Annotated in this window: 19 protein-coding genes and 1 pseudogene; 2 read left to right on the top strand and 18 right to left on the bottom strand. The window is 65.0% G+C overall.

Annotation, left to right across the window (positions count from 1 at the left end):
- Positions 1 to 88: 88 nt before the first annotated feature.
- Positions 89 to 676, top strand: coding sequence for a serine hydrolase domain-containing protein (locus G7077_RS14265; protein ID WP_166410731.1), 588 nt, complete (start codon positions 89 to 91; stop codon positions 674 to 676).
- Complete coding sequence (locus G7077_RS04880; protein WP_343040028.1) at positions 571 to 1,752, top strand: serine hydrolase domain-containing protein; 1,182 nt, start codon at positions 571 to 573, stop codon at positions 1,750 to 1,752. The genes G7077_RS14265 and G7077_RS04880 overlap by 106 nt, the downstream gene beginning before the upstream one ends.
- Here G7077_RS04880 and G7077_RS04875 read toward each other — a convergent pair.
- From G7077_RS04875 to ilvG, 18 genes and pseudogenes are all read right to left on the bottom strand, one after another.
- On the bottom strand, positions 1,739 to 2,446 hold the full coding sequence (locus G7077_RS04875) for a DUF3142 domain-containing protein (RefSeq protein ID WP_166410729.1): 708 nt from the start codon (positions 2,444 to 2,446) through the stop codon (positions 1,739 to 1,741). The genes G7077_RS04880 and G7077_RS04875 overlap by 14 nt on opposite strands.
- Entirely contained in the window at positions 2,443 to 4,485 is a 2,043-nt protein-coding gene (locus G7077_RS04870) for a PA5441 family protein (RefSeq protein ID WP_206367695.1), read from the bottom strand. Before G7077_RS04870 ends, G7077_RS04875 begins: the two co-directional genes overlap by 4 nt.
- 76 nt (positions 4,486 to 4,561) lie before the next feature.
- Positions 4,562 to 4,915, bottom strand: a complete 354-nt coding sequence (locus G7077_RS04865; RefSeq protein WP_166410727.1) for a DUF4440 domain-containing protein — start codon at positions 4,913 to 4,915, stop codon at positions 4,562 to 4,564.
- Positions 4,908 to 5,942 (bottom strand): SDR family oxidoreductase, encoded by a 1,035-nt coding sequence (locus G7077_RS04860; protein WP_166410726.1) that lies wholly within the window; start codon positions 5,940 to 5,942, stop codon positions 4,908 to 4,910. The genes G7077_RS04865 and G7077_RS04860 overlap by 8 nt, the downstream gene beginning before the upstream one ends.
- A 70-nt stretch (positions 5,943 to 6,012) precedes the next feature.
- Entirely contained in the window at positions 6,013 to 6,174 is a 162-nt protein-coding gene (locus G7077_RS04855) for a hypothetical protein (RefSeq protein WP_166410725.1), read from the bottom strand.
- Positions 6,175 to 6,254: 80 nt separating this feature from the next.
- Complete coding sequence (locus G7077_RS04850; protein ID WP_166410724.1) at positions 6,255 to 6,491, bottom strand: acyl carrier protein; 237 nt, start codon at positions 6,489 to 6,491, stop codon at positions 6,255 to 6,257.
- Positions 6,492 to 6,552: 61 nt separating this feature from the next.
- Entirely contained in the window at positions 6,553 to 7,995 is a 1,443-nt protein-coding gene (locus tag G7077_RS04845; RefSeq protein WP_166410723.1) for an ammonium transporter, read from the bottom strand.
- 12 nt (positions 7,996 to 8,007) lie between these two features.
- On the bottom strand, positions 8,008 to 8,346 hold the full coding sequence (locus tag G7077_RS04840; RefSeq protein WP_166410722.1) for a P-II family nitrogen regulator: 339 nt from the start codon (positions 8,344 to 8,346) through the stop codon (positions 8,008 to 8,010).
- Positions 8,347 to 8,374: 28 nt separating this feature from the next.
- Positions 8,375 to 9,178, bottom strand: coding sequence for a TorF family putative porin (locus G7077_RS04835; protein ID WP_166410721.1), 804 nt, complete (start codon positions 9,176 to 9,178; stop codon positions 8,375 to 8,377).
- A 201-nt stretch (positions 9,179 to 9,379) separates the two neighbouring features.
- Positions 9,380 to 12,054: pseudogene (gene ppc / locus G7077_RS04830) on the bottom strand (phosphoenolpyruvate carboxylase).
- 22 nt (positions 12,055 to 12,076) lie between these two features.
- Positions 12,077 to 13,480 (bottom strand): glutamate synthase subunit beta, encoded by a 1,404-nt coding sequence (locus tag G7077_RS04825; RefSeq protein WP_166410720.1) that lies wholly within the window; start codon positions 13,478 to 13,480, stop codon positions 12,077 to 12,079.
- A 21-nt stretch (positions 13,481 to 13,501) separates the two neighbouring features.
- A complete protein-coding gene (gltB, locus tag G7077_RS04820; RefSeq protein ID WP_166410719.1) occupies positions 13,502 to 18,109 on the bottom strand; it encodes a glutamate synthase large subunit in 4,608 nt (1,535 codons plus the stop codon).
- Positions 18,106 to 18,669 (bottom strand): 3-isopropylmalate dehydratase small subunit, encoded by a 564-nt coding sequence (gene leuD, locus G7077_RS04815; protein WP_166410718.1) that lies wholly within the window; start codon positions 18,667 to 18,669, stop codon positions 18,106 to 18,108. Before leuD ends, gltB begins: the two co-directional genes overlap by 4 nt.
- A complete protein-coding gene (gene leuC / locus G7077_RS04810; protein ID WP_166410717.1) occupies positions 18,666 to 20,123 on the bottom strand; it encodes a 3-isopropylmalate dehydratase large subunit in 1,458 nt (485 codons plus the stop codon). Before leuC ends, leuD begins: the two co-directional genes overlap by 4 nt.
- Positions 20,120 to 21,193, bottom strand: a complete 1,074-nt coding sequence (gene leuB / locus G7077_RS04805) for a 3-isopropylmalate dehydrogenase (protein ID WP_166410716.1) — start codon at positions 21,191 to 21,193, stop codon at positions 20,120 to 20,122. The genes leuC and leuB overlap by 4 nt, the downstream gene beginning before the upstream one ends.
- Positions 21,194 to 21,196: 3 nt before the next feature.
- The gene (locus G7077_RS04800; protein WP_166410715.1) at positions 21,197 to 22,774 is read right to left on the bottom strand and encodes a 2-isopropylmalate synthase; all 1,578 of its coding nucleotides are present in this window, start codon (positions 22,772 to 22,774) and stop codon (positions 21,197 to 21,199) included.
- Positions 22,771 to 23,034, bottom strand: a complete 264-nt coding sequence (locus G7077_RS04795) for an ACT domain-containing protein (protein WP_166410714.1) — start codon at positions 23,032 to 23,034, stop codon at positions 22,771 to 22,773. Before G7077_RS04795 ends, G7077_RS04800 begins: the two co-directional genes overlap by 4 nt.
- Positions 23,028 to 24,725: an acetolactate synthase 2 catalytic subunit gene (gene ilvG / locus G7077_RS04790; protein WP_166410713.1), complete on the bottom strand. Its 1,698-nt coding sequence runs from the start codon at positions 24,723 to 24,725 to the stop codon at positions 23,028 to 23,030. The genes G7077_RS04795 and ilvG overlap by 7 nt, the downstream gene beginning before the upstream one ends.

Here is a 24,725-nt window from a genome sequence, read left to right as displayed (position 1 = left end):
TTTCAGCAAAGGCTCAACCTTTGCTCATGCCGCTCACCCGCCCATGCGCCAGACCCGAAGCTCGTCACGCTTCAAGGGATCCAGGCACATGGCCGACAGTCGTATCGCTCTATCGATCGTTCTCGCCGGACTCGGGGCGTCTGCTATTCACAGCGGTGCGGCAACACAGACCCCTCGAAACATGAAGTTTAATGCGGACTCGATCCTGGCCGCGGCTTACGCGCAAACGGGTCCCGGGGCTGCCGCGGTCGTCACTCGCGACGGCAGGCTCATCTATGTCGGTGGCCGGGGCCTTGCGGACGTGCGGCGACAGCAGCCAATCACGCCCGAGACCGTCTTCGAGCTCGGTTCGATTGCGAAGCAATTCACCGCGGCCGTGGTCCTGCAGTTGGTGGCAGAGGGAAAGATCGGCCTCGACGATCCGCTATCGAGCGTCTTCCCAGGCTGGCCGCAGCCCGGCGCCCGTGCGAGCATTCGCCAGCTTCTGAACCACACATCGGGGTTGCCAGACTACAGCAAGGTGCCGGGTTTCATCGGCAAGAACTCGGGCGGCGGTGGACCACCGACGAACTGCTGGCGCTTAGCAAAAGCCTGCCGGCCAAGACCGCACCCGGTGAAGCTTGGGAGTATAACAACGGCGGCTACGCCGTCCTTGGTGCCATCGTCGAAAAGCTGACCGGCAAGCCATGGTACGATGCGGTGCAGGAGCGCATCTCGCGACCGCTTGGGCTATCCTCAATCCGCTACGCTGTCGGCGCCGATACCGCCGCACGCTATGTGCCGTCCGGCAGCGGAGGCCAGCCGGTGGAGGGCATCGACATGAGCATTGCAGGCGCGGCGGGTGCGCTGGTCGGCAATGTGGGTGACATGGCCAAGTGGGCTAACGCGCTCCACAGCGGCAAGGTCGTCCGTCCCGACCTGTACGCGGAGATGATCAGGCCGGCGACGCTCAACAGCGGCAAGACATTCCCTTATGGCTTCGGTCTTCATCTTCGCCGATTGCTGGACAAGCCGATGATCGAGCATGGCGGGTCGGGCCGGGGGATCGACACCGCGAGCGCCTACCTACCCGACGACAAGCTGTTCGTCGCCGTGTTCGCCAATGCCAATGGTCTTCCGACCGATTCCAGCGATGTCATGCGCCGCATTGCCGCAGCGGCGCTTGGCTCACCTTTTCCAGCTTTCACCGAAGTGCCGGTCGATGCGGGAACGATTGCACCGCTGCTGGGGCGCTATGGCTCCGGCGGGCAGGAGGTGCGATTTCTGCGCCGCAAAGACGATTATTTCGTCGCAGTTGGCGACGATGAAGTGCGCGTCCTGGCCGCCGGCAACGACCGCTTTTTCTCGGCCTCTAGCAGCCTGAACTGGGTACAATTCATTCGCGGTGCCGACGGCGCGCTGTCGATCCAGATGAACAATGCGTCGTCGGCGCGACCGCGCCTTCACCCGCGTATTGGCGACCTGCCGGCCGTGGCTCCGGTGAAGGCTCCCGCCGCGGTGTTGCGGACCTACGTCGGCCGTTACCGTACCGAGACCCTGCCGGTTACGGTGTCTGTTGCAGCGGATGGCGACCTCATCATGCAGGCGGAGGGTCAAGCGCCAATGCCGCTGCGCGCTGTTTCGGAGACCGAGTTCCGGACCGAGGACAATCGCATGCGGATCGTCTTCCATCCGGAGGACGGCAAGACCGACCGCTTCACCATTCACCGCGGCGCCCGCGAGCTTCACGGTGTGCGAGTCAGCGCGGATTGAGCAGGAAGACGACGTAGCCGTGGAATTTCGGGTTGCGGCGCAGGCGGGCTGGCTCGCGCCACTCCCCGCCCTGCACCAGCCCGATTTTGAACGGCACGCGCAGACCATCGAGCTTACGGACATAATCTTCGTAGCCGCGGATGGTGGTCCGGCTCTGATAGGTTTGCAGCACGATGTCGTCGACCGTCCCGCCAAGCTGCTCCAACGCGCGCGGCTCGCCGTTCGCGCTCCAATCGAGCAGGCCGGTGATCGAGAGCTTCAAGCCTGGCGGCAAGCGCCTTCGCAGGTCGGAGAGGAAGAGCGCGTAATCACCGAGGTGACGGGTTCGCGCGTCGAAGTCGATCTGGAGTCCGGCAAGGCGATTGGAGGCGCGCCACTGCTCGAGCCGCGTGAGCATGGCCGCATAACTTTCTTCGCGCCAGCGAAGGTCGTCGGTGCGCACCACCATCCACACCTCTGGTCGAGTCAGCCGAGGTGCCTGCGACCTAAGCGAGACATAGGCTGGCCCGGCGCCGGTCCGCACTTCACCGTCGAGGATGTATAGTGTCGTTGCCTTCGCCAACACCGGCTGCGGCGCTACCCCCGCCCAAAGCCAGAAGGCTTCGTGATCTCGCGCATCGACCCGGCCTGGGAAGCGGTCGCCGCATGCCGCCGCCAGCAGCGCCAGCGCCAGAACCGCGAGCCGCCGCCTCACCAGTAATAGCGGAGGCTTTTGGCCCACGTGGATTGAGGATAGCTGGCTTTCAATCGGTCGTGCCACGCCTTGCGAGTCGCCACCGACACCTCGGTCCCGCCGCAGCTGTTCGACCCGCTTGGCGCGTAGCAGCGCACCGCCCGGTACAGGGCGAATGCCTTGTCGTCGGCGCTCGCGGCAGGATCGTTCATCACGGCCTTGTACACCTCCAGCCGTGAATATGGCTGGCCGGGGAAAAGGCTTTTGGTTCCAGCGAGGCTGCCCGGCTCCAGCGGCCGGTCATACTCCCACCAGTCGAAGCCCTGCTCCCGCATGAACTCCGCGAGGCAGAGCCGATCGCGGGAACTGCTCGGCCGCTGCGCCAGCGCGCCGACAGTCTGGATCAGCGGGGCGCAGCCATATTCTCCAAGGGAGGCTGGCCTCACGAACATGCCCAAGGGCACGGCTGTTGCGTCGTAGCCGGCGCCGAGTTCGGGCGCCTGATAATATCCTTCCGTAGTGGCCCCCGCTGGAACGCGCTGCACGTCCCTGAGCCAGTCTGCGTACATGCCGCGGCCAAGCTCCTTGGCGAGCAGGACGTAAAGCGCCGCCTGCTTCTCTCGAATGGTGGGCGCCGTTGTCGCTTGCCGGCGGAGCAGGTCAGGTCCCGCCGTCCGGCTGAGCAGGATTTCGCGCACAGACGCGTTGCGCACCGCCGAGCCAGGCGCAAATACTGAAGCCAGATTGCCGGTCCGCTCATCGTTCATCGCCAGCGCCAGCTCCACCGCGTCACGCTGGTACATGCCCTTTGCACCGGGCAAGAGGTCGAGCAGGAACCCCCGAGTGTTGCGGTCCTTCAGCGCCGCAAGCGCAAACCCGCGAAGCATTTGGCGGCTGAACTGAACCGTTGAGAAGCGCGGCTGCTTGGCGCGATCCGGGATAATCTGCAGCACGTCGCGCGGCGCGTTGCGGACGAACAGGGCACGTGCCGCGCGAAGATAGTCGAACAGCGCCTCGTGCCCAGCGAAGAAGGGCCGCTGCCGTTCCAGCTCAGCCTGCGAGATGGGCCCGCCGATCCGCATCCGCTGGAGATCGGCGACGGCCAGAAGCAAGGGATCGGACGGCGTTCCTGCGCCGCCCTCGAACAGGCGGTTGTCGGTTTCCTGAATAACCTCGATGCGTTCATCAGGGTCGGCAGTCCGCCCTAGCAGGAACCCAAGCTCCTGCCCCAGCGCAGCCTTGTCGCCGCTCAGCCAATGCACGCGCCGCATCAGCCCGCGCGCCGACTCCGCATAGCGGCCGCGGGGATAGGTTTGCAGGTAGGATCGGAACCCGGCACCCGCCGCACGAGCCGCCGCCCCGTCGACCTTGTCCGGCTCCATCCAGCCATATTCGTCGATCCCGGCAATCACCGCTTTGTTGATGGCCGTGCGCGGCACCATGTAGGTCGCCGTTTCCCGCACCCACGGATCGGTTGCGCTCGTCAGGCTTGCGAAGCCGTGAGTGGCCGCGTCGAAATCGCCGCCGTAGAAATTCTCGGCTGCGTCGAGATAGGCTGCAAACTCCCGGCCCATTACGCTCCTGACCGGGGGAAAGCCCGGGCCGGCGATCTTCTCGGCACAGTGCGGCGTGAATGCTTGCCGCGCCGCAATTAGCGCCGTGGCCTCGCCGGGAGCCAGACCCTTTGCGCCCCGCACAGCCGCGACGAAATCCTCCGTGCCCTGCGTGTTGGATTGGCACCGGCTCGGCCCGGCGCTCTCGTTGGCATATTCACCGGGCGGCGAGACCCCGTCGCGAAGGTCCGCCCAGCTGAAAAAGGGCGCTTGACCGTCGTCCGTTTGCGACAACGTCAACGGCTGTCCGCCATCAGCAAGCAAAAGCAGCAAATTGGTTCGGGTGTCGTTTCCCGGAACCAGCACCGCGCTATTGCCGTAGCGGTCGTACTCCGCCTTAGCGAGGCTCCAGGTCGGGGCGTCATTTCCGCCCGCACAAGCGAAAGCAATGGCTCCCGCCAGAGCCCCTGCAACTGCCACGAACCTAGCTCGCCGCCCCCAGCTCATGCTCTACCCCCAAAACACCGCCGCACATCCTACTACCAGCAGAAGGTTTGGAGCCAAAGGTGCGCAGGGAAACTAATCAGGTTGCGGCGGGCACCGTCTGCTGATGCTGAATGACGTGCCACTGGTGATCGCCGATACGCTGATATGTGCTTGTGCAGTAAGCGGTGAACCGCTCCTCACCGCGGCTAGCGTCGGCGCGATAACCGATGACGATCAAGCCTTCTTGCGCACGATCCACGCTGAGGTCGGAAATCTCCACATCCTCCCACCGCGGTGTGCGTTCCACCGCATCGATCGCTTGTCCGCCTCTTAGGAGGAATGGCTCGGCTGGTATCACCATGACGACGTCGGGTGACACGCGCTCCCGGTACACGTCGCCGGCACCAACCCAAAGGTCGCGTTCGAACTCAAGGATGCGCTCGTCATTCATCGTCACTCTCCCGATTCCACCTGAAGATGCTCCGTGCGCCCCGCGAAAGTTCGACTGCGGCCGCTGCTGCGACGAAGGGAACAAGGAGCGGCTGCTTCTGCGCTTGGAGAAGAAGGCTGGTTTGCCGGACGAACACGTCCTGGTTGCCGTGAACGTCACCGTCTTTTTTAGGTTCGGTCAGGTTGTCGCGCTGGGCGGGGTCACCCGGATCGGTCTCGGTCTGCTGCACCTCCACGCCCATCAGCTGCATCGCCTTGTCGGTCAGACGCGGGGCGACCCGACCCGCGAGCGAGATCAGGTAGCCGCCACCGCCGACGTAAAGCTGGCGGCGCGGGGTTTCGCACGCGAACAGGATTGCGTCCGCGACGAGAGCGGGATCGTAGAGCGGCGGCGGCAGACGCGGAGCCGTGTCCATATAGTTGCGGGCATGTTCCGGGTAGGGCGTGTTGATCGACGCAGGCTTGATGAGGGTGATCGAGATGGGATCGCCCGCGCGCTCCACCTCCATGCGCAGCGCGTCAGTTGCAGCCTGCACTGCAGCCTTGGAGGCGGAGTAGGGGCCTTGGTAGATCATGGCTCGGTCACTCAGCACCGAGCCCATGTTGACGATCGCTCCGCCGCCGTGCGCGCGAAGGTGCCGAACAGCGGCAAGCGAGCCCATCAGCAGGCCGTGGTAATTAACGTCGAAGATGTGGCGCTGATCCTCGATCGGCACCTGCTCGATCGATCCATAAGTGGCAGCAGCTGCATCGTTGACCCAGCTGTCGAATCCGCCGAACCGTTCAACGGCCGTGGCGACGATCCGGGTAATGTCTTCCTCCCGGGAGACGTCGGCAACGCAGATCGCCACCTCTCCGCCGCCGGCGGACAGGTCGGCGGCGAGTTGCTCCAGCGCGTCGCGGTTGCGGGCGGCGAGTAGCACGCGGGCGCCGCGCGCCACCGCTTCCTCGGCGGTAGCGAGGCCGATGCCACTGCTGGCACCGGTAATGACGATCGTTTGTTCGGAAAGCGGCTTCAGACGGACCATGAGAACACCTCATCGGTCCAGCGCTTCGGGTGGCGGCCCGTTCCTACCTGCTTTCGGCTATCCGCCGCATCTAAGCGGCGAGCTGTGCCGGATCGCCCCACATCAGGAGCACGGAGTAACGAAGCGCCATTTCCTGGTGCGCGCGGCGAGCGCCGAGGGTCGGAGCAGCCTTAGCCGCAATGCGCTCCTGACGTTCGCGCCGCTGAAAGTATCGGAAGTCGTCGTCGCTCATCGCATGAACTCCTTCACCCCCTTATCGGCAGAGTCGGTTGCGGCATGAGGACGATCGAGAGACTCATGCGTGACAGCCGTTCAGGCAGGCGCCGCGAGACTGGTCCGGAGCATGGCGATCGCCTGACCCACCGTGCGGCAGTCTTCCACCCCGTCGTCGGGAATGTGGGTGTTGAACTCTTCTTCGAGCCGCATGGTCAGAGAAACCATGTCGAGGCTGTCGGCGCCGAGCGCCAGAAAATCCGCGTCGTCGCTGATGGATGCGACGGGCAGCGCAAGATGGTCAGCAATGACGATGCGGGCGCGTTGTTCGTCCATCTTCCGTTTTCCTTTGTGAAAAAGGGGAGGCATCGCTGCCTCCCCTTCCTCGTGTGGTCGCTTAGTAGTTGTAGGCGCGTTCCCCATGCTCGTTGAGGTCGAGGCCTTCGCGTTCGACTTCGGCAGTGGGGCGGAGCCCGATGGTATATTTCAGCGCCAGGAACAGCACCGCCGAAACGACACCAGTCCAGATGACGGTGGTTCCGACCGCCCACAATTGGGCAATCAGCTGACCCGCCTGGTCGAACTCGCCGGCCTTGGCGACCGGTGCGGTATAGTCGATCCAGCCTTGGCCACCGAAGGCCGGGTTGGCGACAATGCCAGTGCCGATCGCGCCGACGATGCCGCCGACTGCGTGAATGCCGAACACGTCGAGCGAGTCGTCATAGTTCAGCTTGTTCTTCACCGTGGTCACGAACACGAAGCAGACCGCCGACGCGACTGCGCCGAGGATGATTGCCGTGCCCGGATGAGCGAAGCCCGCCGCCGGAGTGATGGCAACCAGACCGGCGACCACGCCCGACACGCCGCCAAGCAGCGATGCCTTCTTGTGCAGTACGCCCTCGATCAATGCCCAGGTCACACCCGCGGCTGCGGTAGCGACGAAGGTGTTGATGAAGGCCAGGCCCGCAAAGGCGTTGGCTTCGAGCCCCGAGCCGGCGTTGAAGCCGAACCAGCCGATCCACAGCAGGGACGCACCGATCATGGTCATAACCAGGGAGTGTGGTGGCATCGGCTCCGACTTGAACCCGATGCGGGGACCGATGATGATGCAGCCGACAAGGCCAGCAATGCCCGCGTTGATGTGAACCACGGTTCCGCCCGCATAATCGAGCGCACCCTTGCCCCACAGGTAACCATAGTCGGTCGGAGCGGACGGCAGGAAGTCCGGGCCAGCCCAGTACCAGACCATGTGCGCGATCGGGAAATAGGCCAAGGTCAGCCACGCCACCGTGAAGATGATCAGCGGGACGAACTTCACGCGCTCCGCAAAGGCACCGACGATGAGGGCCGGCGTGATGCAGGCGAACGTCATCTGGAAGATGATGAATACATATTCCGGAAGATAGACGCCGTTCGAGAAAGTAGCCGCCAAGGTCGTCGGATCGACGCCCGCGAGGAACGCCTTGTCGAAGCCACCGACAACGCTTGGGAAGGGCGTGCCGGTGGAGGTGAAGGCCATCGAATAGCCCCACGAGAACCATACCAGCGACGCGACGCAGACAATCGTCAGCACCTGCATCAGCACCGAAAGCATGTTCTTGGTGCGGACAAGGCCGCCGTAGAACAAGGCCAGCGCCGGGACCGACATCATCAGCACAAATGCCGATGCAACGAGCATCCAGGCGACGTCGCCCTTGTTGACCATTTCTGCCGTGGGCGTGAACGGAGCCGCAGCGGCAGGAGCGGCGGCTGCCGCGTCCTGCGCCCAGGCGGGCATGGCGGCGAACGCGGCGGCACCTGCGGCCACCGCTCCACCGCGGATCAATCTAGAGAGTGTCATTCTTCCCCCTCCTCAAAGCGCGTCATCGTCGGCATCGCCGGTGCGGATGCGAACCGCCTGGGCGACGTCGATGACGAAGATCTTGCCGTCGCCGATCGCGCCCGTGCGGGCGGCGTTCTGGATGGTTTCGACGACACTTGCGGCTTCACCGTCCGAAACGACGACTTCCAGTCGCAGCTTCGGCACGAAGCTGGTGTGGTACTCGGCGCCGCGGTAGATTTCGGTATGGCCCTTCTGGCGACCGAAACCGCTCGATTCCGTGACCGTCATGCCCTGCACGCCAGCGGAGGCGAGCGCATCGCGCACCTCTTCCAGCTTGAATGGCTTGATCACTGCAACGATCATTTTCATGCGGGTTTCTCCCCCTGTTGCTGAATGATCAGAACGCCACTCCGACCGAGGCGACGACCCCGCCCTTGGAGATGTTGCGACCGCTGATCGGCGAGTAGAGCGACTTGTTGGTGTCGACGTAGCTGACGCCGAAGGTCAGCGCCTTCCACGTGTAAGCAGCGCCGACGTTCCAGTCGGTGTAGCCCTTGCCGATGGTCAGGTAGCTCGGACCAAAGCTATGGCCGAGGTGGGCTGACAGGGTGAGCGGAACGCCGGGAACGGCACCGGAGAGGTCGCCGGCGAGGTAGAAATTGTCTTCCTTGCCCGAACCGATGCTGAGCGCATTCTGCTTGGGTGCATAGGCGGCACTGACCTTCGCCGTCACCGCGCCGAAGCTCTGGGCGACGGAGATGTACGGTTCGAAGAAGTCGCTGTCGTAGCCGGGGAAGATCTGCTCGGCGCCCGGATAGTAGTAATAGAGCACGCCGCCATCGACTGTCGTCGAGCCGAACGTCTTCTTGTAGCCGACGATGAAGTCGATTTCCTGATCCGATGCGGCGGCGACATATTCGTCGATCGAGGAGCCCCAGATCGTGGCGTAGAAGCCCGATTCATGGCCGACTGTGAGCGAGCCCTGGACAGCAGCGCGCTTGTCGGTCTGCGAAATACCACGGAAGCGATAATCCGAAACGAGCGTTGCGCCGCCATTGATGGTGAATGGGCTGGAGGATTCTTCCGCCGGAGCGGGCTGAGCGACCGTGGCTGGCTGATCGGCCGTGTCCTGCGCCAGCGCGGGGCTGGCAAAAAGCGCTGCCGAAGCGAGCAGTGCAGCGGTGATAATCTTGGTTGGCATTGGACCCCCATGTGAGAAATCGTTTGGGATCCCGGCGCCGGCAGCAGGGCTCCGGCACTGAAACCCAGGGGCATAGTGCATAGGCATGTTGCGCCGCACAACGCGGCGTCAATATTTCACGTGTGTTACGAGGTTCCGCTCTGTTGCAGCGCAGCAGCAACGCTCCAAGGCGAAGCCGTTTTGGGATCCCGTTTGCGCGAATCAGCCTGAGTTACGAAGCGCGGTCGCGATCGCATTGATGGAGAGGTGGATTCCCTCTCTGATTCGGGGATCGCTCTCTCCGGCGCGGTGACGCTTCAGAAGCTCGACCTGTAGACGGTTCAGCGGCTCGACATACGGAAGGCGGAGCCGGACGGAGGCGTCGAGCGCCGGGTTCTTCTCCAGCAGCCAATTCTGGTCCGTGATCTTCAGGATCGCATCGCGTGTGATCGACCATCCATCCCGAATGCGGGTGAACAAAGCGGTGCGCAGGTCAGGGTCGGGCACCAGCTCCGAATAAGCGGCGGCAATGTCCATGTCCGACTTGGCGAGCACCATTTCCAGATTGTCGACCGACGTTCGGAAAAATGGCCAGGCTTCGTAATATTCCTTGAGCAAGGCCTCGTCGGCCTGCGCAAGCGCGTGGCCTGCGCCGAACCAGCCTGGCAGCATGACGCGGGCCTGGGCCCAACTGAACACCCAGGGAATGGCGCGAAGGTCCTCGATGGCTGTCGACTTGGTGCGGCTGGCGGGACGGGAGCCGATCTTCAGTTCCGCGATCTCGGCGATCGGAGTCATCGACCGGAAGAATTCGACGAAGCCGGGCGTCTCATAGACCAGGCCGCGGTAAGTGGCGCGCGCCACATCCGATATCTTCGCCATTTCGCCGTAGAAGCGCTCGCGGCGTCGGTCGGAACGCTGCTCAAGACTGGCGAGCAGGGTGGCGGAGGCGATGGATTCCAAATTGGCGGCGGCGCTTTCGCGAGTGCCATATTTGGCGGCGATGACTTCGCCCTGTTCCGTGATGCGGATGCGGCCCTGCACCGTTCCCTTGGGCTGGGCGCGAATGGCGGAGAAGCTGGAGCCGCCGCCGCGGCCTACCGCGCCGCCGCGGCCGTGGAACAGTTGCATGTGCGCGTCCGCTTTCGCAAAAACGTCGCACAATGCACGGCTGGCCTGGTGGAGGCTCCACACCGAGGTCAGGTAGCCGCCGTCCTTGTTGCTGTCAGAATAGCCGAGCATAACTTCCTGATAGCCGCGCGCTCGCGTTGCGCCGGCCACTTCAGAAAGCGCGAGCCAATCCGTCATGACGCCCGGTGCCGCGACGAGATCCTCGATGGTTTCGAACAGGGGCACGGCCATGATCGCGGCCTTGGGCGGCGGGCCGGGCGACCAGAGGCCGGCCTGCTTCAGCAGCAGGTTGACCTCCAGCAGGTCCGAGACGCTGTCGTTCTTCGAAACAATGTACGTGGTGATGCATGTCGGTCCGTACTTGCGGTGCGCTTCCGCCGCGGCGCGAACGATGGCGAGTTCGCTCTGCGTTTCCTCACTGTAGTCGACGAAGGCGTTGACCAGAAGGCGGGGGCTGGCGAGTTCCTGCCGGAGCACGCGGACGCGGTCCTCTTCGCCAAGCGCAAGATAATCCGATTCGACTCCACCCTGGGCCAGCAGTTCGGCAACGACGCGCTCGTGAACGTCGGCGTTCTGCCGAAGGTCGAGGGTGAAGAGGTGGAAGCCGAAGATCTCGACCGAGCGGATCAGGCGGCCGAGCGCGCCCGTGCCAGCCATTGCCCCTTCGCCGCCAGGAGCAAGGGAATGCGCGATCGTCTTGAGGTCGGCCCGAAACTCTGCGGCATCGACGTAGGCCTCCCCCGAACACGTTCGGTCCGCACGGGATCCTTGCCGACGAGTCTGCGGTAGGTCGCCGACAGCCGCGCGTAGATACCCGTTATCGCGCGGCGGTACGGCTCGTCGGATCGGGCGCGGCCGCTGTCCCCGGCGGAATCGGCGAGCGCCTGCAGCCCGGGCGAGACCTCGGCCAGCTCGCTGGACACGGAGAACTCGGCCCCGAGTGCATGAACCTCGTCCAGATAATGGTCGAGGATGGCCTGACAGCCCCGACCTAACGCCAGTTCCAGCGACCCCGCAGTGACGAATGGATTGCCGTCGCGGTCGCCGCCGATCCAGCTGCCGAGGCGAAGGAAGCCGGGCGGGCGGTGGCCGAGCACCCGCTCCCACCGCGAGTAGAGCATCGGCAGCACCGGAACGAACACATCGCGGAAGTAGGAGAGGGCGGTCTCGACCTCGTCTGCGACGTAGAGCCGCTCGCGGCGTAGCGGGCGAGTCTGCCAAAGCAGCGCGATCTGGCGGACGATCGCCTGCTCGACCAGGTCGCCGTCCTCGTTCTCTTCGCGGCCGGCGTCACGCTCTAGCATCAGCGCCGCGATGCGGTTGCGGTGGTCGAGCATCGACTTGCGCCGCACCTCCGTCGGGTGGGCCGTCATCACCGGAACGATCAGGGACTTCTTGAGAAGGTCGAGGATGGCGTCGGAACCGATGCCTTGCTCTTGCAAGATCTCCAGCGCTTCCGAGACGGTCGCACCGGCTTCCCTGGCCACCCCCTGCCGGTCCTCGGCCAAGTTGGCGAGCATGGAGAAGAGCATGAAGCTGCGGACGAAGGTCAGCGTCTGGTCGAGGCTGAGATCGTCGAGCCCCTGGTCCGCGACCTCGACGCCCCGGTGGCGGTCGACGGATGCGGACCGAATATGCTCGATCCGTTCGAACATCGCGGCGCCGCACTGGTCGCGGATGACGTCCCCGAGCAGGCGTCCCAGATAGCGGACGTCCGGGTTCTGGCCGATGCTGCCAGGGCGGCGTTCGGGGGTGAGTTGGTTCATGATTGCCCCCGTTTTGCTGAGATTACGCCGCCTGCCGCGCGACTGCGGATAGCTGCGCGTGCACCGAGCGAGCACAGTCGCGGCCTTCGCGGATCGCCCAGACCACAAGCGACTGTCCACGGCGCATGTCGCCGCACGCGAAAATGCGCGGGTTGGAGGTGCGGAATTCGCCGAAAGCCGCATCGACATTGCCGCGTTCCGTGAGGTCGACGCCCGCCTGCTCGACGGCGCCGGGGATGCACGGTCCGGTGAAACCCATGGCCAGCAGGACGAGGTCAGCCTTCAATTCGACCCGCTCGCCGTTGCGCTCGCACACGAGGGCTGTAACGTGGCCGTTCTCGCCAATCAGTTCCTTGGTGACGATGGCGAATTCGCGGTCGGCGCCTTCTTCTTGGCTGGAGGAGGTGCGGAGCTTCATCGGCCAGTGCGGCCAGGTGAGCAGCTTCTGCTCCTTTAGCGGCGGCTCCGGCATGATCTCCAGCTGGGTGACCGACGCCGCGCCGTGGCGATGCGAGGTGCCGATGCAGTCGGAGCCGGTATCGCCGCCGCCGATGACGACCACATGCTTGCCCTTGGCCGAGATGGTGCGATTGCCAGCGGCTTTTTCTTCCGGATCGCCGGCGTTGCGCTTGTTCTGCTGGGTCAGGAACTCCATCGCGAAATAGGTGCCTTCGAGCTCGCGGCCCGGCACTTTCAGGTCGCGCGGCTTTTCGGCCCCGCCGGCGAGGATGAGGATGTCGTAATCGTCCATCAGCCGCTGCACTGGGATGTCGACGCCGACGTTGACCCCGGTGCGGAAGATCACGCCCTCGGCTTCCATCTGCGCGACGCGGCGGTCGATCAGATGCTTTTCCATCTTGAAGTCGGGGATGCCGTAGCGAAGCAGGCCGCCGATTCGGTCGTTCTTCTCGAACACCGTCGGGTTGTGGCCATGACGCGCGAGCTGCTGCGCACAGGCCATACCGGCCGGGCCGGAGCCGACGATGGCAATGCGCTTGCCGGTGCCGCGCGGCGCCATCTTCGGCTTGACCCAGCCCTCATCGAACGCTCGGTCGGCGATCTCGCATTCGATCGACTTGATGGTGACCGGTGTGTCCTGGAGGTTGAGCGTGCAGCTCGCCTCGCACGGCGCGGGGCAGATGCGGCCGGTGAACTCCGGGAAATTGTTGGTCTCATGGAGGCGGTCGATCGCGGTCTTCCAATCGTCCTTGTAGACGAGGTCGTTCCAGTCCGGGATCAGATTGTTGACCGGACAGCCGCTGTGGCAAAAGGGAATGCCGCAGTCCATGCAGCGCGACGCCTGCTTGCGCGAGGTCTCCGGATCGCGGTCGATCACGAATTCCTTGTAGTGCGTGACGCGTTCCTGCGCGGGCCGGTAGGTCCGGTCCTGGCGTTCAACCTTCAGGAAGCCTGTGGGGTCACCCATTGTCTTCTTGTCCCTATAAGCTCAGGCGGCCGCAACGGCCTGGGTGTCGTCGGGGGCGCCGTACAGCTGCAGCGCTTTGCGATATTCGGTGGGCGTGACCTTGACGAAGGCGGCAGCGGACTGCGGCCATTGGTCGAGGATCTCGCGAGCCCTGGCGCTGCCGGTCGCCTCGGCGTGGCGCGACAGCAGGCCGTGCAGGCGGTCCATGTCCCACGACAGCGGGTTGCCGAGGGTCAAGTCGGCCTCGCTGAGCGCCGGTGCGGACGGTGCTTCGCCGGCACCCGGGACCGCACGGAGTGGCTCCAAGTCGACGGAGGCATTATTGCACTGCCCCTCCAGCTTGCCGTCCGGATCGTAGACGTAGGCAATGCCGCCCGACATGCCAGCCGCGAAGTTGCGGCCGACCGGGCCAAGGATCGCGACCAGCCCGCCGGTCATATATTCGCAGCCATGGTCGCCGGTACCTTCGACGACGGCGATCGCGCCCGAGTTACGGACCGCGAAACGCTCGCCCGCTACCCCGTTGAAGTAAGCCTCGCCGGTGATCGCCCCATACAGCACGGTGTTTCCGACGATGATGTTCTCGCCGGCGTTGCGGGTGGCTTCCGGCGGCTGGCGCACGATGATGCGGCCGCCGGACAGTCCCTTGCCGACATAGTCGTTGGCATCGCCGGTGAGGTCGAGCGTGACACCCTTCGCAAGGAAAGCGCCGAAGCTCTGACCGACGGTGCCCTTCAGCACCGCATGGATGGTATTGGCGGGAAGACCTGCATGGCCGTAACGCTTGGCCACTTCGCCCGACAGCATGGCGCCGACTGAACGGTTGACGTTGCGGATGTTGCGCTCGATGCGGACGGCCTGCCCGCTTTCGAGAGCCGGAGCTGCCGAGCGGATCAGGTCCTGGTCGAAGATGTCCGTCAGGTTGTGGGTCTGATACTCGCTGTTGAAATGTGCCTTCCAGTCGTCGACCTCGACACGGTGAAGCAGCTTGGACAGGTCGAGCCCGCGCGCCTTCCAATGGTTCACGACGCCGGTTGTTTCGACCAGGTCGGTGCGGCCGATCATCTCCTCCAGCTTGCGGACGCCGAGCTTCGCCATGATCTCGCGGAGCTCTTCCGCAACGAAGAAGAAGTAATTGATCACATGCTCGGGCTGACCGACGAAGCGGGCGCGCAGCACCGGATCCTGGGTCGCGACGCCGACGGGGCAGGTGTTGAGATGGCACTTGCGCATCATGATGCAGCCGGCGGCGATCAGCGGCGCGGTGGCGAAGCCGAACTCGTCGGCACCGAGGATGGCGGCGATCGCTACGTCGCGGCCGGTGCGGAGGCCGCCGTCGGCCTGAACCGACACGCGGCTTCTGAGGCCGTTGAGCACCAAGGTCTGCTGGGTCTCGGCAAGGCCGACTTCCCAAGGCAGGCCGGCGTGCGTCAGCGAGGTCAGCGGCGATGCGCCGGTGCCGCCTTCGAAGCCGGAAATGGTGATATGGTCCGCCATCGCCTTGGCGACGCCCGCCGCCACGGTGCCGACGCCGATTTCCGATACCAGCTTGACCGAGATGCGCGCGGCCGCGTTGACGTTCTTCAGGTCGAAGATCAGCTGTGCCAGATCCTCGATCGAATAGATGTCGTGGTGCGGCGGTGGCGAGATCAGGCCGACGCCCGGCGTCGAGTGACGCACGGCCGCGATGTTGCGGTCGACCTTGTGGCCGGGCAGCTGGCCGCCTTCGCCGGGCTTGGCACCCTGCGCGACCTTGATCTGGATGTCGTCGGCGTTGACCAGATATTCGGTCGTGACGCCGAAGCGGCCCGACGCGACCTGCTTGATCTTGGACCGCATGCTGTCGCCGTTCGGTAGCGGCTTGAAGCGGTCCGGCTCCTCGCCGCCCTCGCCGGTGTTCGAGCGGCCGCCGATGCGGTTCATGGCGATTGCGAGCGTCGTGTGCGCCTCGCGGCTGATGGAGCCGAAGCTCATCGCACCGGTGGCGAAGCGCTTCACCAACTCGGTGGCCGGTTCGACTTCGTCGAGCGGCACTTCGGGGCCGAGCGGCTTGAAGCTCAGAAGGCCACGGATCGTCAACAAACGCCGGCTCTGGTCGTTCACTTCCGCGGCGAAGGAGCGATACTTGTTCGGCAGATTGCCGCGCACCGCATGCTGCAAGTCGGCGATGTTGGTCGGGGTCCAGGCATGCGCCTCGCCCTTGGTGCGGAAGGCGTAGACGCCGTTATGCTCCAGCGCCGTGCTTGCGTCGGGTGCATAGGCACGCTCGTGGCGCGCCGCGGCCTCCTGGGCGACTTCCTCGATCCCCACGCCCTCGATCTTGGTCGCGGTGCCGGTGAAATATTTGTCGACGAACTTGGAGGACAGGCCGATCGCATCGAAAATCTGCGCGCCGCAATATGACTGGTAGGTCGAGATGCCCATCTTGGACATCACCTTCAGGATGCCCTTGCCGACCGCCTTTATATATTTCTCCTGGCCGACTTCACCGATGCCGAGCTCTGTCAGGGTCTCAAGCGCGAGATAGGGGTTGATCGCCTCTGCGCCGAAGCCAGCGAGGACGCAGAAATGGTGGACCTCACGCGCTTCGCCGGTCTCGACGACGAGGCCGGTCTGCATGCGCAGCCCCTGGCGGATCAGGTGGTGGTGGACGGCGCCGGTCGCCAGCGCGGCCGGGATCGGCACCCGATCGGCGCTTGCGGCCCGGTCGGACAGGACCAGGACGTTGATGTCGGCCAGCACCGCTTCGGTCGCTTCCCAGCACAGACGCTGAAGTGCGGCTTCCAGCGCGCTGCCGTTGCCGCCCGCCGGCCAGGTCGCGTCCAGCGTCGCGGTGCGGAAGGCCCCGTCCACGGCTTCATGGATGCCGCGGATCTTTTCCAGATCTTCATTGGTGAGGATCGGCTGCGACACTTCTAGGCGCTTGTGCGTGCCCGCATGCTGGCCGAGCAGGTTGGGGCGCGGGCCGATCATCGACACGAGGCTCATCACCATCGCTTCGCGGATCGGGTCGATCGCCGGATTGGTGACCTGCGCGAAGTTTTGCTTGAAATAGTCGAACAGGAGCTTGGGCCGCTCGGACAGCACCGCAATCGGCGTATCGGTGCCCATGGAGCCGATCGGATCGTCGCCGTCCTTGGCCATCGGCTGGAGGAACAGCTTAAGATCCTCCTCGCCATAGCCGAATGCCTTGCGAAGCCGCGTGACGTCCTCAAGCGGCTTCACGTTGACGTGGCCCTCGGGGATCTTGAGGTCTTTCAAGTGATACTGCGTCTCGCGCAGCCAGTCGCCGTACGGCTCCGCATTGGCGAGGCGCGACTTAATCTCCGCATCCTCGACGATGCGGCCTTCCTCCAGGTCGACCAGCAGCATCTTGCCGGGTTGGAGCCGCCACTTGCGGACGATCTTCTCTTCCGGGATCGGAAGCACGCCGCTCTCGGACGCCATGATGATACGGTTGTCGTCGGTGACGGTGAAGCGCGACGGACGAAGCCCGTTGCGGTCCAGGGTCGCGCCAATCTGGCGGCCGTCAGTGAAGGCAATGGCGGCGGGGCCATCCCACGGCTCCATCAGCGCGGCGTAGTACTCGTAAAAGGCGCGGCGCTGCGGATCCATCTGGTTGTTGCCGGCCCAGGCTTCGGGCACCAGCAGCATGACGGCGTGCGCAAGCGAATAGCCGCCAGCCAGCAGCAGCTCGAGCGCATTGTCGAGGCTGGCCGTGTCCGACTGGCCGTGCGGGATCAGCGGCCACATCTTGTCGAGGTCGGCGCCGAGCAGCGGCGACTCCATCGTGCGGCGGCGCGCATTCATCCAGTTCACGTTGCCGCGCACCGTGTTGATTTCGCCATTATGGGCGATGAAGCGGAACGGGTGCGCCAGCTTCCATGACGGGAAGGTGTTGGTTGAGAAACGCTGGTGGACGAGCGCCAGCGCCGACACGGTCAGCGGGTTGGACAAATCCTTGTAGAAGGTGCCGACCTGGGTCGCGAGCAGCAGGCCCTTGTAGACGATCGTCCGGCTGGAGATGCTGGCGATATAGAAGTCGGCGATCCCCGGCAGTTCCTTGCGCTTGGCGAGGTCCTGAAGCGGGTTCAGCGTCTGCTTGCGGATGACCAGCAGCTTCCGCTCGAACGCGTCCTGGTCCCTGATGCGCGGTCCCTGCGCAATGATCGCTTGCGCAATCCGCGGCATTGCGGCGACGATCGTCGGGCTCATGCCGGCCGGATCGACCGGCACGTCGCGCCAGCCGAGGAAGATCTGGCCTTCGCTCTGGACGAAGCGCTCCAGTTGCGAGGTGGCGACGTTGCGGGCTTCCTCGTCCTGCGGAAGGAAGCACATGGCGACGCCGTACTGTCCCTCGGGCGGAAGGGCGATTGCGTTCTGGTTGGCCCAGTCGCGGATCAGCGCGTCGGGAAGCTGGATGAGGCAGCCGGCGCCATCACCAATCAGCGGGTCCGCGCCGACGGCGCCGCGATGGTCGAGGTTGACCAGAATCTGCAGCCCGTCGCGGACAATGTCGTGCGATTTCTCGCCGCCGATGTTCGCAATGAAACCGACGCCGCAAGCGTCATGTTCGTTGCGAGGGTCGTAGAGGCCTTGGGCCTCGGGCGGGCGGGTCGTCGCAGTCATATTCCCACTCTCACTTCATAAGCGCGGATCGCCGCTTCGCTGGCCAGCGTCAGGGCGATTTCATCGAGACCGCCCATCAGGCATTCACGCCGGAAGGGGTCCATCTGAAACTCGTACCGGTCCTGCAGCGGCGAAGTGACCGACATCGTGTCGAGATCGACGGTCAGTTCATGTTCCTGCGCGACCTCCAGCAGATGGTCAATGGCCGCCTGTGGCAGCACTACGGGGACGATCCCGTTCTTGAACGCGTTGCCGGAAAAGATGTCCGAGAAGCTGGGCGCGATCACCGCCTGAATGCCGAGGTCGCGGATCGCCCAGGCGGCATGCTCGCGGCTCGAGCCGCAGCCGAAGTTGTCGCCGGCGATGAGGATAGGGGCATCCGCGAAACGCTCGTCGTCGAACACGTTGCCGGGCTCGCTGCGGATGGTCTCGAAGGCGTGCTGGCCGAGGCCGGCGCGAACGATGGTCTTGAGGTGCCGCGCGCCGATGATGACGTCGGTGTCGACGTTCTTGCGGCCAAGCGGAATGGCGCGACCGGTGATCCGCTCCACGGGGGTCATGCGGCCATCTCCCCAGCGTTGCCCCGCATCAGGTCGCGGACGTCGGTGAGGCGGCCGGTCACGGCGGCAGCGGCGGCCATCGCAGGTGAGACGAGATGAGTGCGCGATCCGGGCCCCTGGCGGCCGACGAAATTACGGTTGGAGGTGGAGGCGCAATGCTCGCCCGCCGGCACCTTGTCCGGGTTCATGGCGAGGCACATGGAGCAGCCGGGCTCGCGCCATTCGAAGCCTGCGTCGGTGAAGACTCGGTCCAGGCCCTCAGCTTCGGCGAGCCGCTTCACCAAACCGGAGCCGGGAACGATCAGCGCCTGCTTGATGCCGTCGGCAACCTTGCGGCCGCGCACAACCGCGGCTGCAGCGCGAAGGTCCTCGATACGGCTGTTGGTGCAGCTGCCGATGAAGACGTGCTGGATGGCGACGTCCTGAAGCGCCTGGCCGGAAGACAGGCCCATGTAGGCGAGCGACTTGGCGGCGGCTTCCTGCTTGGAACGGTCGGCGAAGCTTTCCGGGGCGGGAACGCTGCCGGTGATCGGCGCCACATCTTCGGGGCTGGTGCCCCAGGTGACGGTCGGCGCGATGTCGCGGGCGTTCATGACGACGCTGGCGTCGAAGCGCGCACCGTCGTCGGTCGGCAATGTGCGCCAATAGGCGACTTGGCTGTCCCAGGCTTCGCCCGTGGGCGCCATGGGGCGACCCTTGAGATAGGCAAAGGTCTTTTCGTCCGGGGCGAACAGGCCGGAGCGGGCACCGGCCTCGATCGCCATGTTGGCGACGGTCAGGCGGCCCTCGATGCTCATCGCTTCAAAGGTGCTTCCGCGAAACTCGAGTACATAGCCGGTGCCGCCCGCCGCCCCGATGCGGCCGATCACCGCAAGGATCACGTCTTTGGGGCTGACGCCGAAGCCGAGCTCGCCTTCGACGCGAATCTCCATCGTCTTGGAGGGCGCGAGCTGAAGCGTTTGCGTGGCGAGCACATGCTCGACCTCGCTGGTGCCGATGCCGAACGCCAGCGCGCCCATCGCGCCATGCGCGGCGGTGTGGCTGTCGCCGCAGACGACGGTGGTGCCGGGAAGGGTGAAGCCCTGCTCCGGGCCGACGACGTGGACGATGCCCTGCTCGGCGGCGATGGCGTCGATGTACGGGACGCCGAACTCGGCGACGTTGGCCTCCAGCGTGCGAAGCTGCTCGGCGCTCGCCGGGTCGGCGATGGGAAGGCGATTGCCCTCCGTGTCGACACGCGCGGTCGTCGGCAGGTTATGGTCGGCAACGGCGAGCGTCAGGTCGGGGCGGCGCACCTTACGGCCGGCCATGCGCAGACCTTCGAACGCCTGCGGCGAGGTGACCTCGTGAACCAGGTGGCGGTCGATGTAGATCAAGCAGGTGCCGTCGTCGCGGCGCTCGACGACGTGCGCATCCCAGATCTTCTCGTAGAGGGTGCGGGGGCGCTGGGTCATGCGCTGGCCAGCTTCGGCTGATTGGCGGTCAGCTGCGCGTCGACAGACAAGCGAACCTGCTCACCGAACTCGCTGCAGCGGGTTCCACCACCGAGGTCGCGGGTGCGGAAGCCGCCGGCTATCGCCTGTTCGACAGCGGCCTCAAGGATGCGGGCTTCCGCCGAGTGACCAAGATGGTCGAGCAGCATTGCCGCGCTAGCGATCGCGCCGGCGGGGTTGGCGAAGTCTTGCCCGGCGATGTCAGGCGCGGAGCCGTGGATGGGCTCGAACACGGCAGTGCCCGTGGTGCCGGTACTGGCCGACGCGAGCAGGCCAATGGAGCCGCCGATTACCGACATTTCGTCGGAGAGGATGTCGCCGAAGAGATTCTCAGTTAGAATCACGTCGAAGCGCGTGGGATGGGTGATGAGCGCCATGGCAGTGGAGTCCACCAGCGCATGTTCCAGCTCGACATCGGGATATTGGGTCGCAACCTCCGTCACCACGCGTCGCCAGAGGCGCGAGGTGGCGAGGACGTTGGCCTTGTCGACCGAGGTGACCTTCTTGCGCCGCTTGCGGGCCGCTTCGAAGGCGACGCGGGCGATCCGTTCGACTTCGCCGCGCGAGTAGGTGCAGAGGTCGGAGGCTTCTTCCGTGCCCTCAACCTTGTCCCCGAAATACAGGCCGCCGGTGAGTTCACGCACCACCAGCATATCCGCGCCTTTGACGATGTCTGCGCGAAGCGGGCTGAAACTTTCCAGGCCAGCATAGGTGCGCGCCGGACGCAGGTTGGCGAACAGGCCGAGCGTGCCGCGCATCTTGAGCAGGCCGGCTTCGGGGCGAACCGAGCCGCCGTCCCACTTGGGTCCACCGACGGCGCCGAGCAGGATGGCGTCGCTGTTCTCGCACGCACGCTGCGTTTCTTCCGGAAACGGATCGCCTGACGCATCGATTGCGGCGCCACCGAACAGGTGGTCCTCGAAAGTAAGCCCGAGCCCGCGCGCGCCCGAGATCAGGCGCAGGCAGGCTTCCGCCTCACGCGCAACTTCGGGACCGATGCCGTCGCCGGCAAGGATGACGATCTTCGCCATGCGTTACGCCGCCTGAGCGGGCGCGGATGCGCGCATACGGCGGACCGCTTCGGCGTTGCTGGCGGCATCGATATAGGCGGAGACGCAGCAGGGAAGGATGTCGCGAGCTCGCGCACGGCCGGTGTAGAGCTCGCCGTCGACCTCGATGGCCATCTCGACCAGCACGGCCGCGCCCTGCTCGCCTTCACTTTCGTCGTTCGGATCGGCGGCGACATATTGCATGTCGAGCATGTCCACGCGGGCGGGAATGCCCATGATCTGGCTGACGGCGGTGAACGCCGCGTCGAGCGCGCCGGGTGCCGAAGCAAGGTCCGTGATCCGCCCTCGCTCGCCATGCTCCAGTTCGACTCGGGCGACCGGGTAGGCGGTCGGGTTCACGGGCGCGCGGATGTCGACCTTGCCGAGAGACCAGAGGCGCTTGCTGCGACGACTCTCCAGCCCTTCCAGAAGCGCAAGCAAACGGGCGGTGTCGACGACACCGATCTCGTCCGCGACCGTCTTGAACTCCGCGAAGGCCTTGTCGAGCTTCTCGCCCTCCAGCGGGAACCCCAGCGCCTTGGCGCGCGAGGCGAGCGCGTGGCGGCCGCTATGCTTGCCCATGACGATGCCGTCGGTCGACAGGCCGATGTCCTCTGGCTTCATGATCTCATAGGTCGCGCGGTTCTGCAGGATGCCGTGCTGGTGGATGCCGGCCTCATGCGCGAAAGCGTTGGCGCCGACGATAGGCTTGTTGCGTGCGGGCTGATGGTTCGTCGCCTGCGCTAGGGTGCGGCTCGCGGCCATGATCTTGGTCGCATCGATGGCGGTATCGACGCCATAATGATCGGACCGCGTGCGCAGCGCCATAACCAAGCTTTCCAGCGACGCGTTGCCTGCGCGCTCGCCGATACCATGCACCGCGCATTCCACCTGCCGCGCGCCGGCGCGGATCGCGGCCAGCGAGTTGGCGACGGCGAGGCCCAAGTCGTCATGGTTGTGCGCCGAGAAGATCACGTCCTCGCCCTTGTCCACGGCGGTGCCGAGGAAGGTGAACAAGTCGAAGATTTCGTCCGGCGTCGTGTATCCGACCGTGTCAGGCACGTTCAGCGTCGTCGCTCCCGCGGCCGCCGCAATGGACAGCGCTTCGGCGAGGTAGTCGCGCTCGGTCCGGATTGCGTCCTCGGCCGAGAATTCGACATCGTCGGCAAATTCGCGGGCGAGCGCCACGGAGGTGCGGATCTTCTCCAGCACCTGCTCGCGGCTGAGCTTCAGCTTAAACTCGCGGTGAATGGGGCTGGTGCCGATGAAGACGTGGATGCGCTTGTTCGCCGCGTCCTTCAGAGCCTCGGCGGCGGCGCGGATATCGCCTTCATGCGCGCGAGCAAGCGAGGCAATGGTGGGTCCCTCAACGTTGCGGGCCACGGTGGCGACCGCTTGCGCATCGCCCGGCGACGCCGCCGCAAAACCGGCTTCGATCACATCGACCTGAAGCGCCGCGAGTGCCTTCGCCATCCTGAGCTTGGCATCGACGGTCATCGAGAAGCCGGGGGCCTGCTCGCCGTCGCGCAAAGTGGTGTCGAAGATACGGATACGGTCGGTCATGCCGCTTGGTCCTGCATGGGTTCGAAGGCGTTGATGGAGCGGACTTCCACAAGCCGCTGAAGAAAGGGGACAAGCACGTCGAGACGGCGCGCGTCGCTGCGCGGCTGGACCTCGACGATCAGCGATGCCGAGCTGCCGTCGGCATGTTCGTTCATCGCCACCGACTTGATCATGAATCCACGGCGCTCGACGACACCGAGGATGCGCAGCAACGCGCCCTCGTTGTTGGCGAAATCGATGCGGAGCCGGGCATTTACCATTTGCTCTGCTCCATCATGTTGGTGTTGGCGCTGTTGGGCGGCACCAACGGCCAAACATTCTCGCGCGGGTCGATGCGCGCATGGCAGAGGATCGGTCCGTTGGTGCTCAGCAGCCGGTCGATCGCTCCGTCCACTTCGGAACGGTGGTCGATGGTGAATGCCTCAATGCCGAACGCACGCGCGACCTCGGCGAAGTCGGGATTGTCGCTGAGGTCGATCTCCGAGAAATTCTCCTCGAAAAACAATTCCTGCCACTGACGCACCATGCCCAATTGGCTGTTGTCCAGCAGCAAAATTTTCAACGGCAGACGGTAGCGGCGGATGGTCGCCAGCTCATGAATGTTCATCATGATCGAGCCGTCGCCCGTCACGGTGATCACGGTCGCATCCCGCTCCGCGAACAAAGCGCCGACGCCGGCAGGAACGCCGTAGCCCATCGTCCCCAAGCCGGCGCTGGTGAGGTGCGCCTGCGGCCGCGAGAACTGGCAGTGCTGAGCCACCCACATCTGATGCTGACCGACGTCACAGGTGAAGATCGCCTTCGGTCCGGCGCGCTCAGAGAGTTCACGAAGCAGGGCAGGGGCATAAATACCGCGCCCGGGAGCGTCATAGTCCCATGACCACTGCGCTTTCCAAGCACGGCATTGCTCGAGCCAACCGCTGTACGTGTCGGGCGCGGCTTCGAGACCCTGCAGCACCGCGTTCATCTCGCCGCACAAGGCAGCCTCAACGCGGCGCAGCTTGCCGATCTCGGCGGCGTCGGCGTCGATATGGATGACCTTGGCGTTCGGCGCGAACGTGTCGAGCTTGCCGGTTGCGCGGTCGTCGAAACGGGCGCCGACGCAGATCAGCAGGTCGCTCTCGTCGATCGCGGTGTTGGCCGCGCGGCTGCCGTGCATGCCAAGCATGCCAAGGAAGTTCTCGTCCGTGGTCGGAACCGAGCCCAGGCCCTTCAACGTCGCGACTACAGGGATGCCGCTGCGCGCCGCAAAGTCGCGGACCGACTGTTCTGCCCGGGCGATGGGAACGCCGCCGCCAAGGTAGAGGATCGGCTTCTTGGCCTTCGCCAGCAAAGCGTTAGCGGTGCCCAACTCATCGCCGCAATGCGCCGGGTGCGGTACGGCGGGCGTACGCACCGGGTTCGGCACCGCCGACATCACACCCATGTCCTTTGGCAGATCGATCAGCACCGGGCCGGGTCGTCCGCTTTGAGCCAGCGCGAAGGCTTCAGCGAATATCTGCGGGATCTCCGCCGTCGAGCGGATGATGTAGCTGTGCTTGACGATCGGCAGGGTGATGCCGAATATGTCGACTTCCTGGAACGCGTCGGTGCCCATCAGCGGGCTTGCCACCTGGCCAGTGATCGCGACCATCGGAACGCTGTCCATGTAGGCATTGGCGATGCCGGTCACGAGGTTAGTCGCGCCGGGGCCGGAGGTGGCGAGGCACACCCCCGGCTTCCCGGTCACACGACCATAGGCATCGGCGGCAAGGGCGGCGGCCTGTTCGTGGCGTACGAGGATGTGCTGGAGCTTCGAACCGGTAAGCGCATCATACACAGGCATGATCGCGCCGCCCGGATAGCCGAAGATGTGCGTGACACCTTCGCGCTCCAGCGACTGGGTGAGGAGCCGCGCGCCGGAAACCGGCTGCAGCTCTTCACTCGTCCTCGTTGCGCCGGCCGCCGACAC

The organism is Sphingomonas piscis (genome assembly GCF_011300455.1).
GTDB classification, from domain to species: Bacteria; Pseudomonadota; Alphaproteobacteria; order Sphingomonadales; family Sphingomonadaceae; genus Sphingomicrobium; species Sphingomicrobium piscis.
Note: the sequence above shows the minus strand (reverse complement) of the source record. Positions and strands in the feature narration are given on the sequence as shown.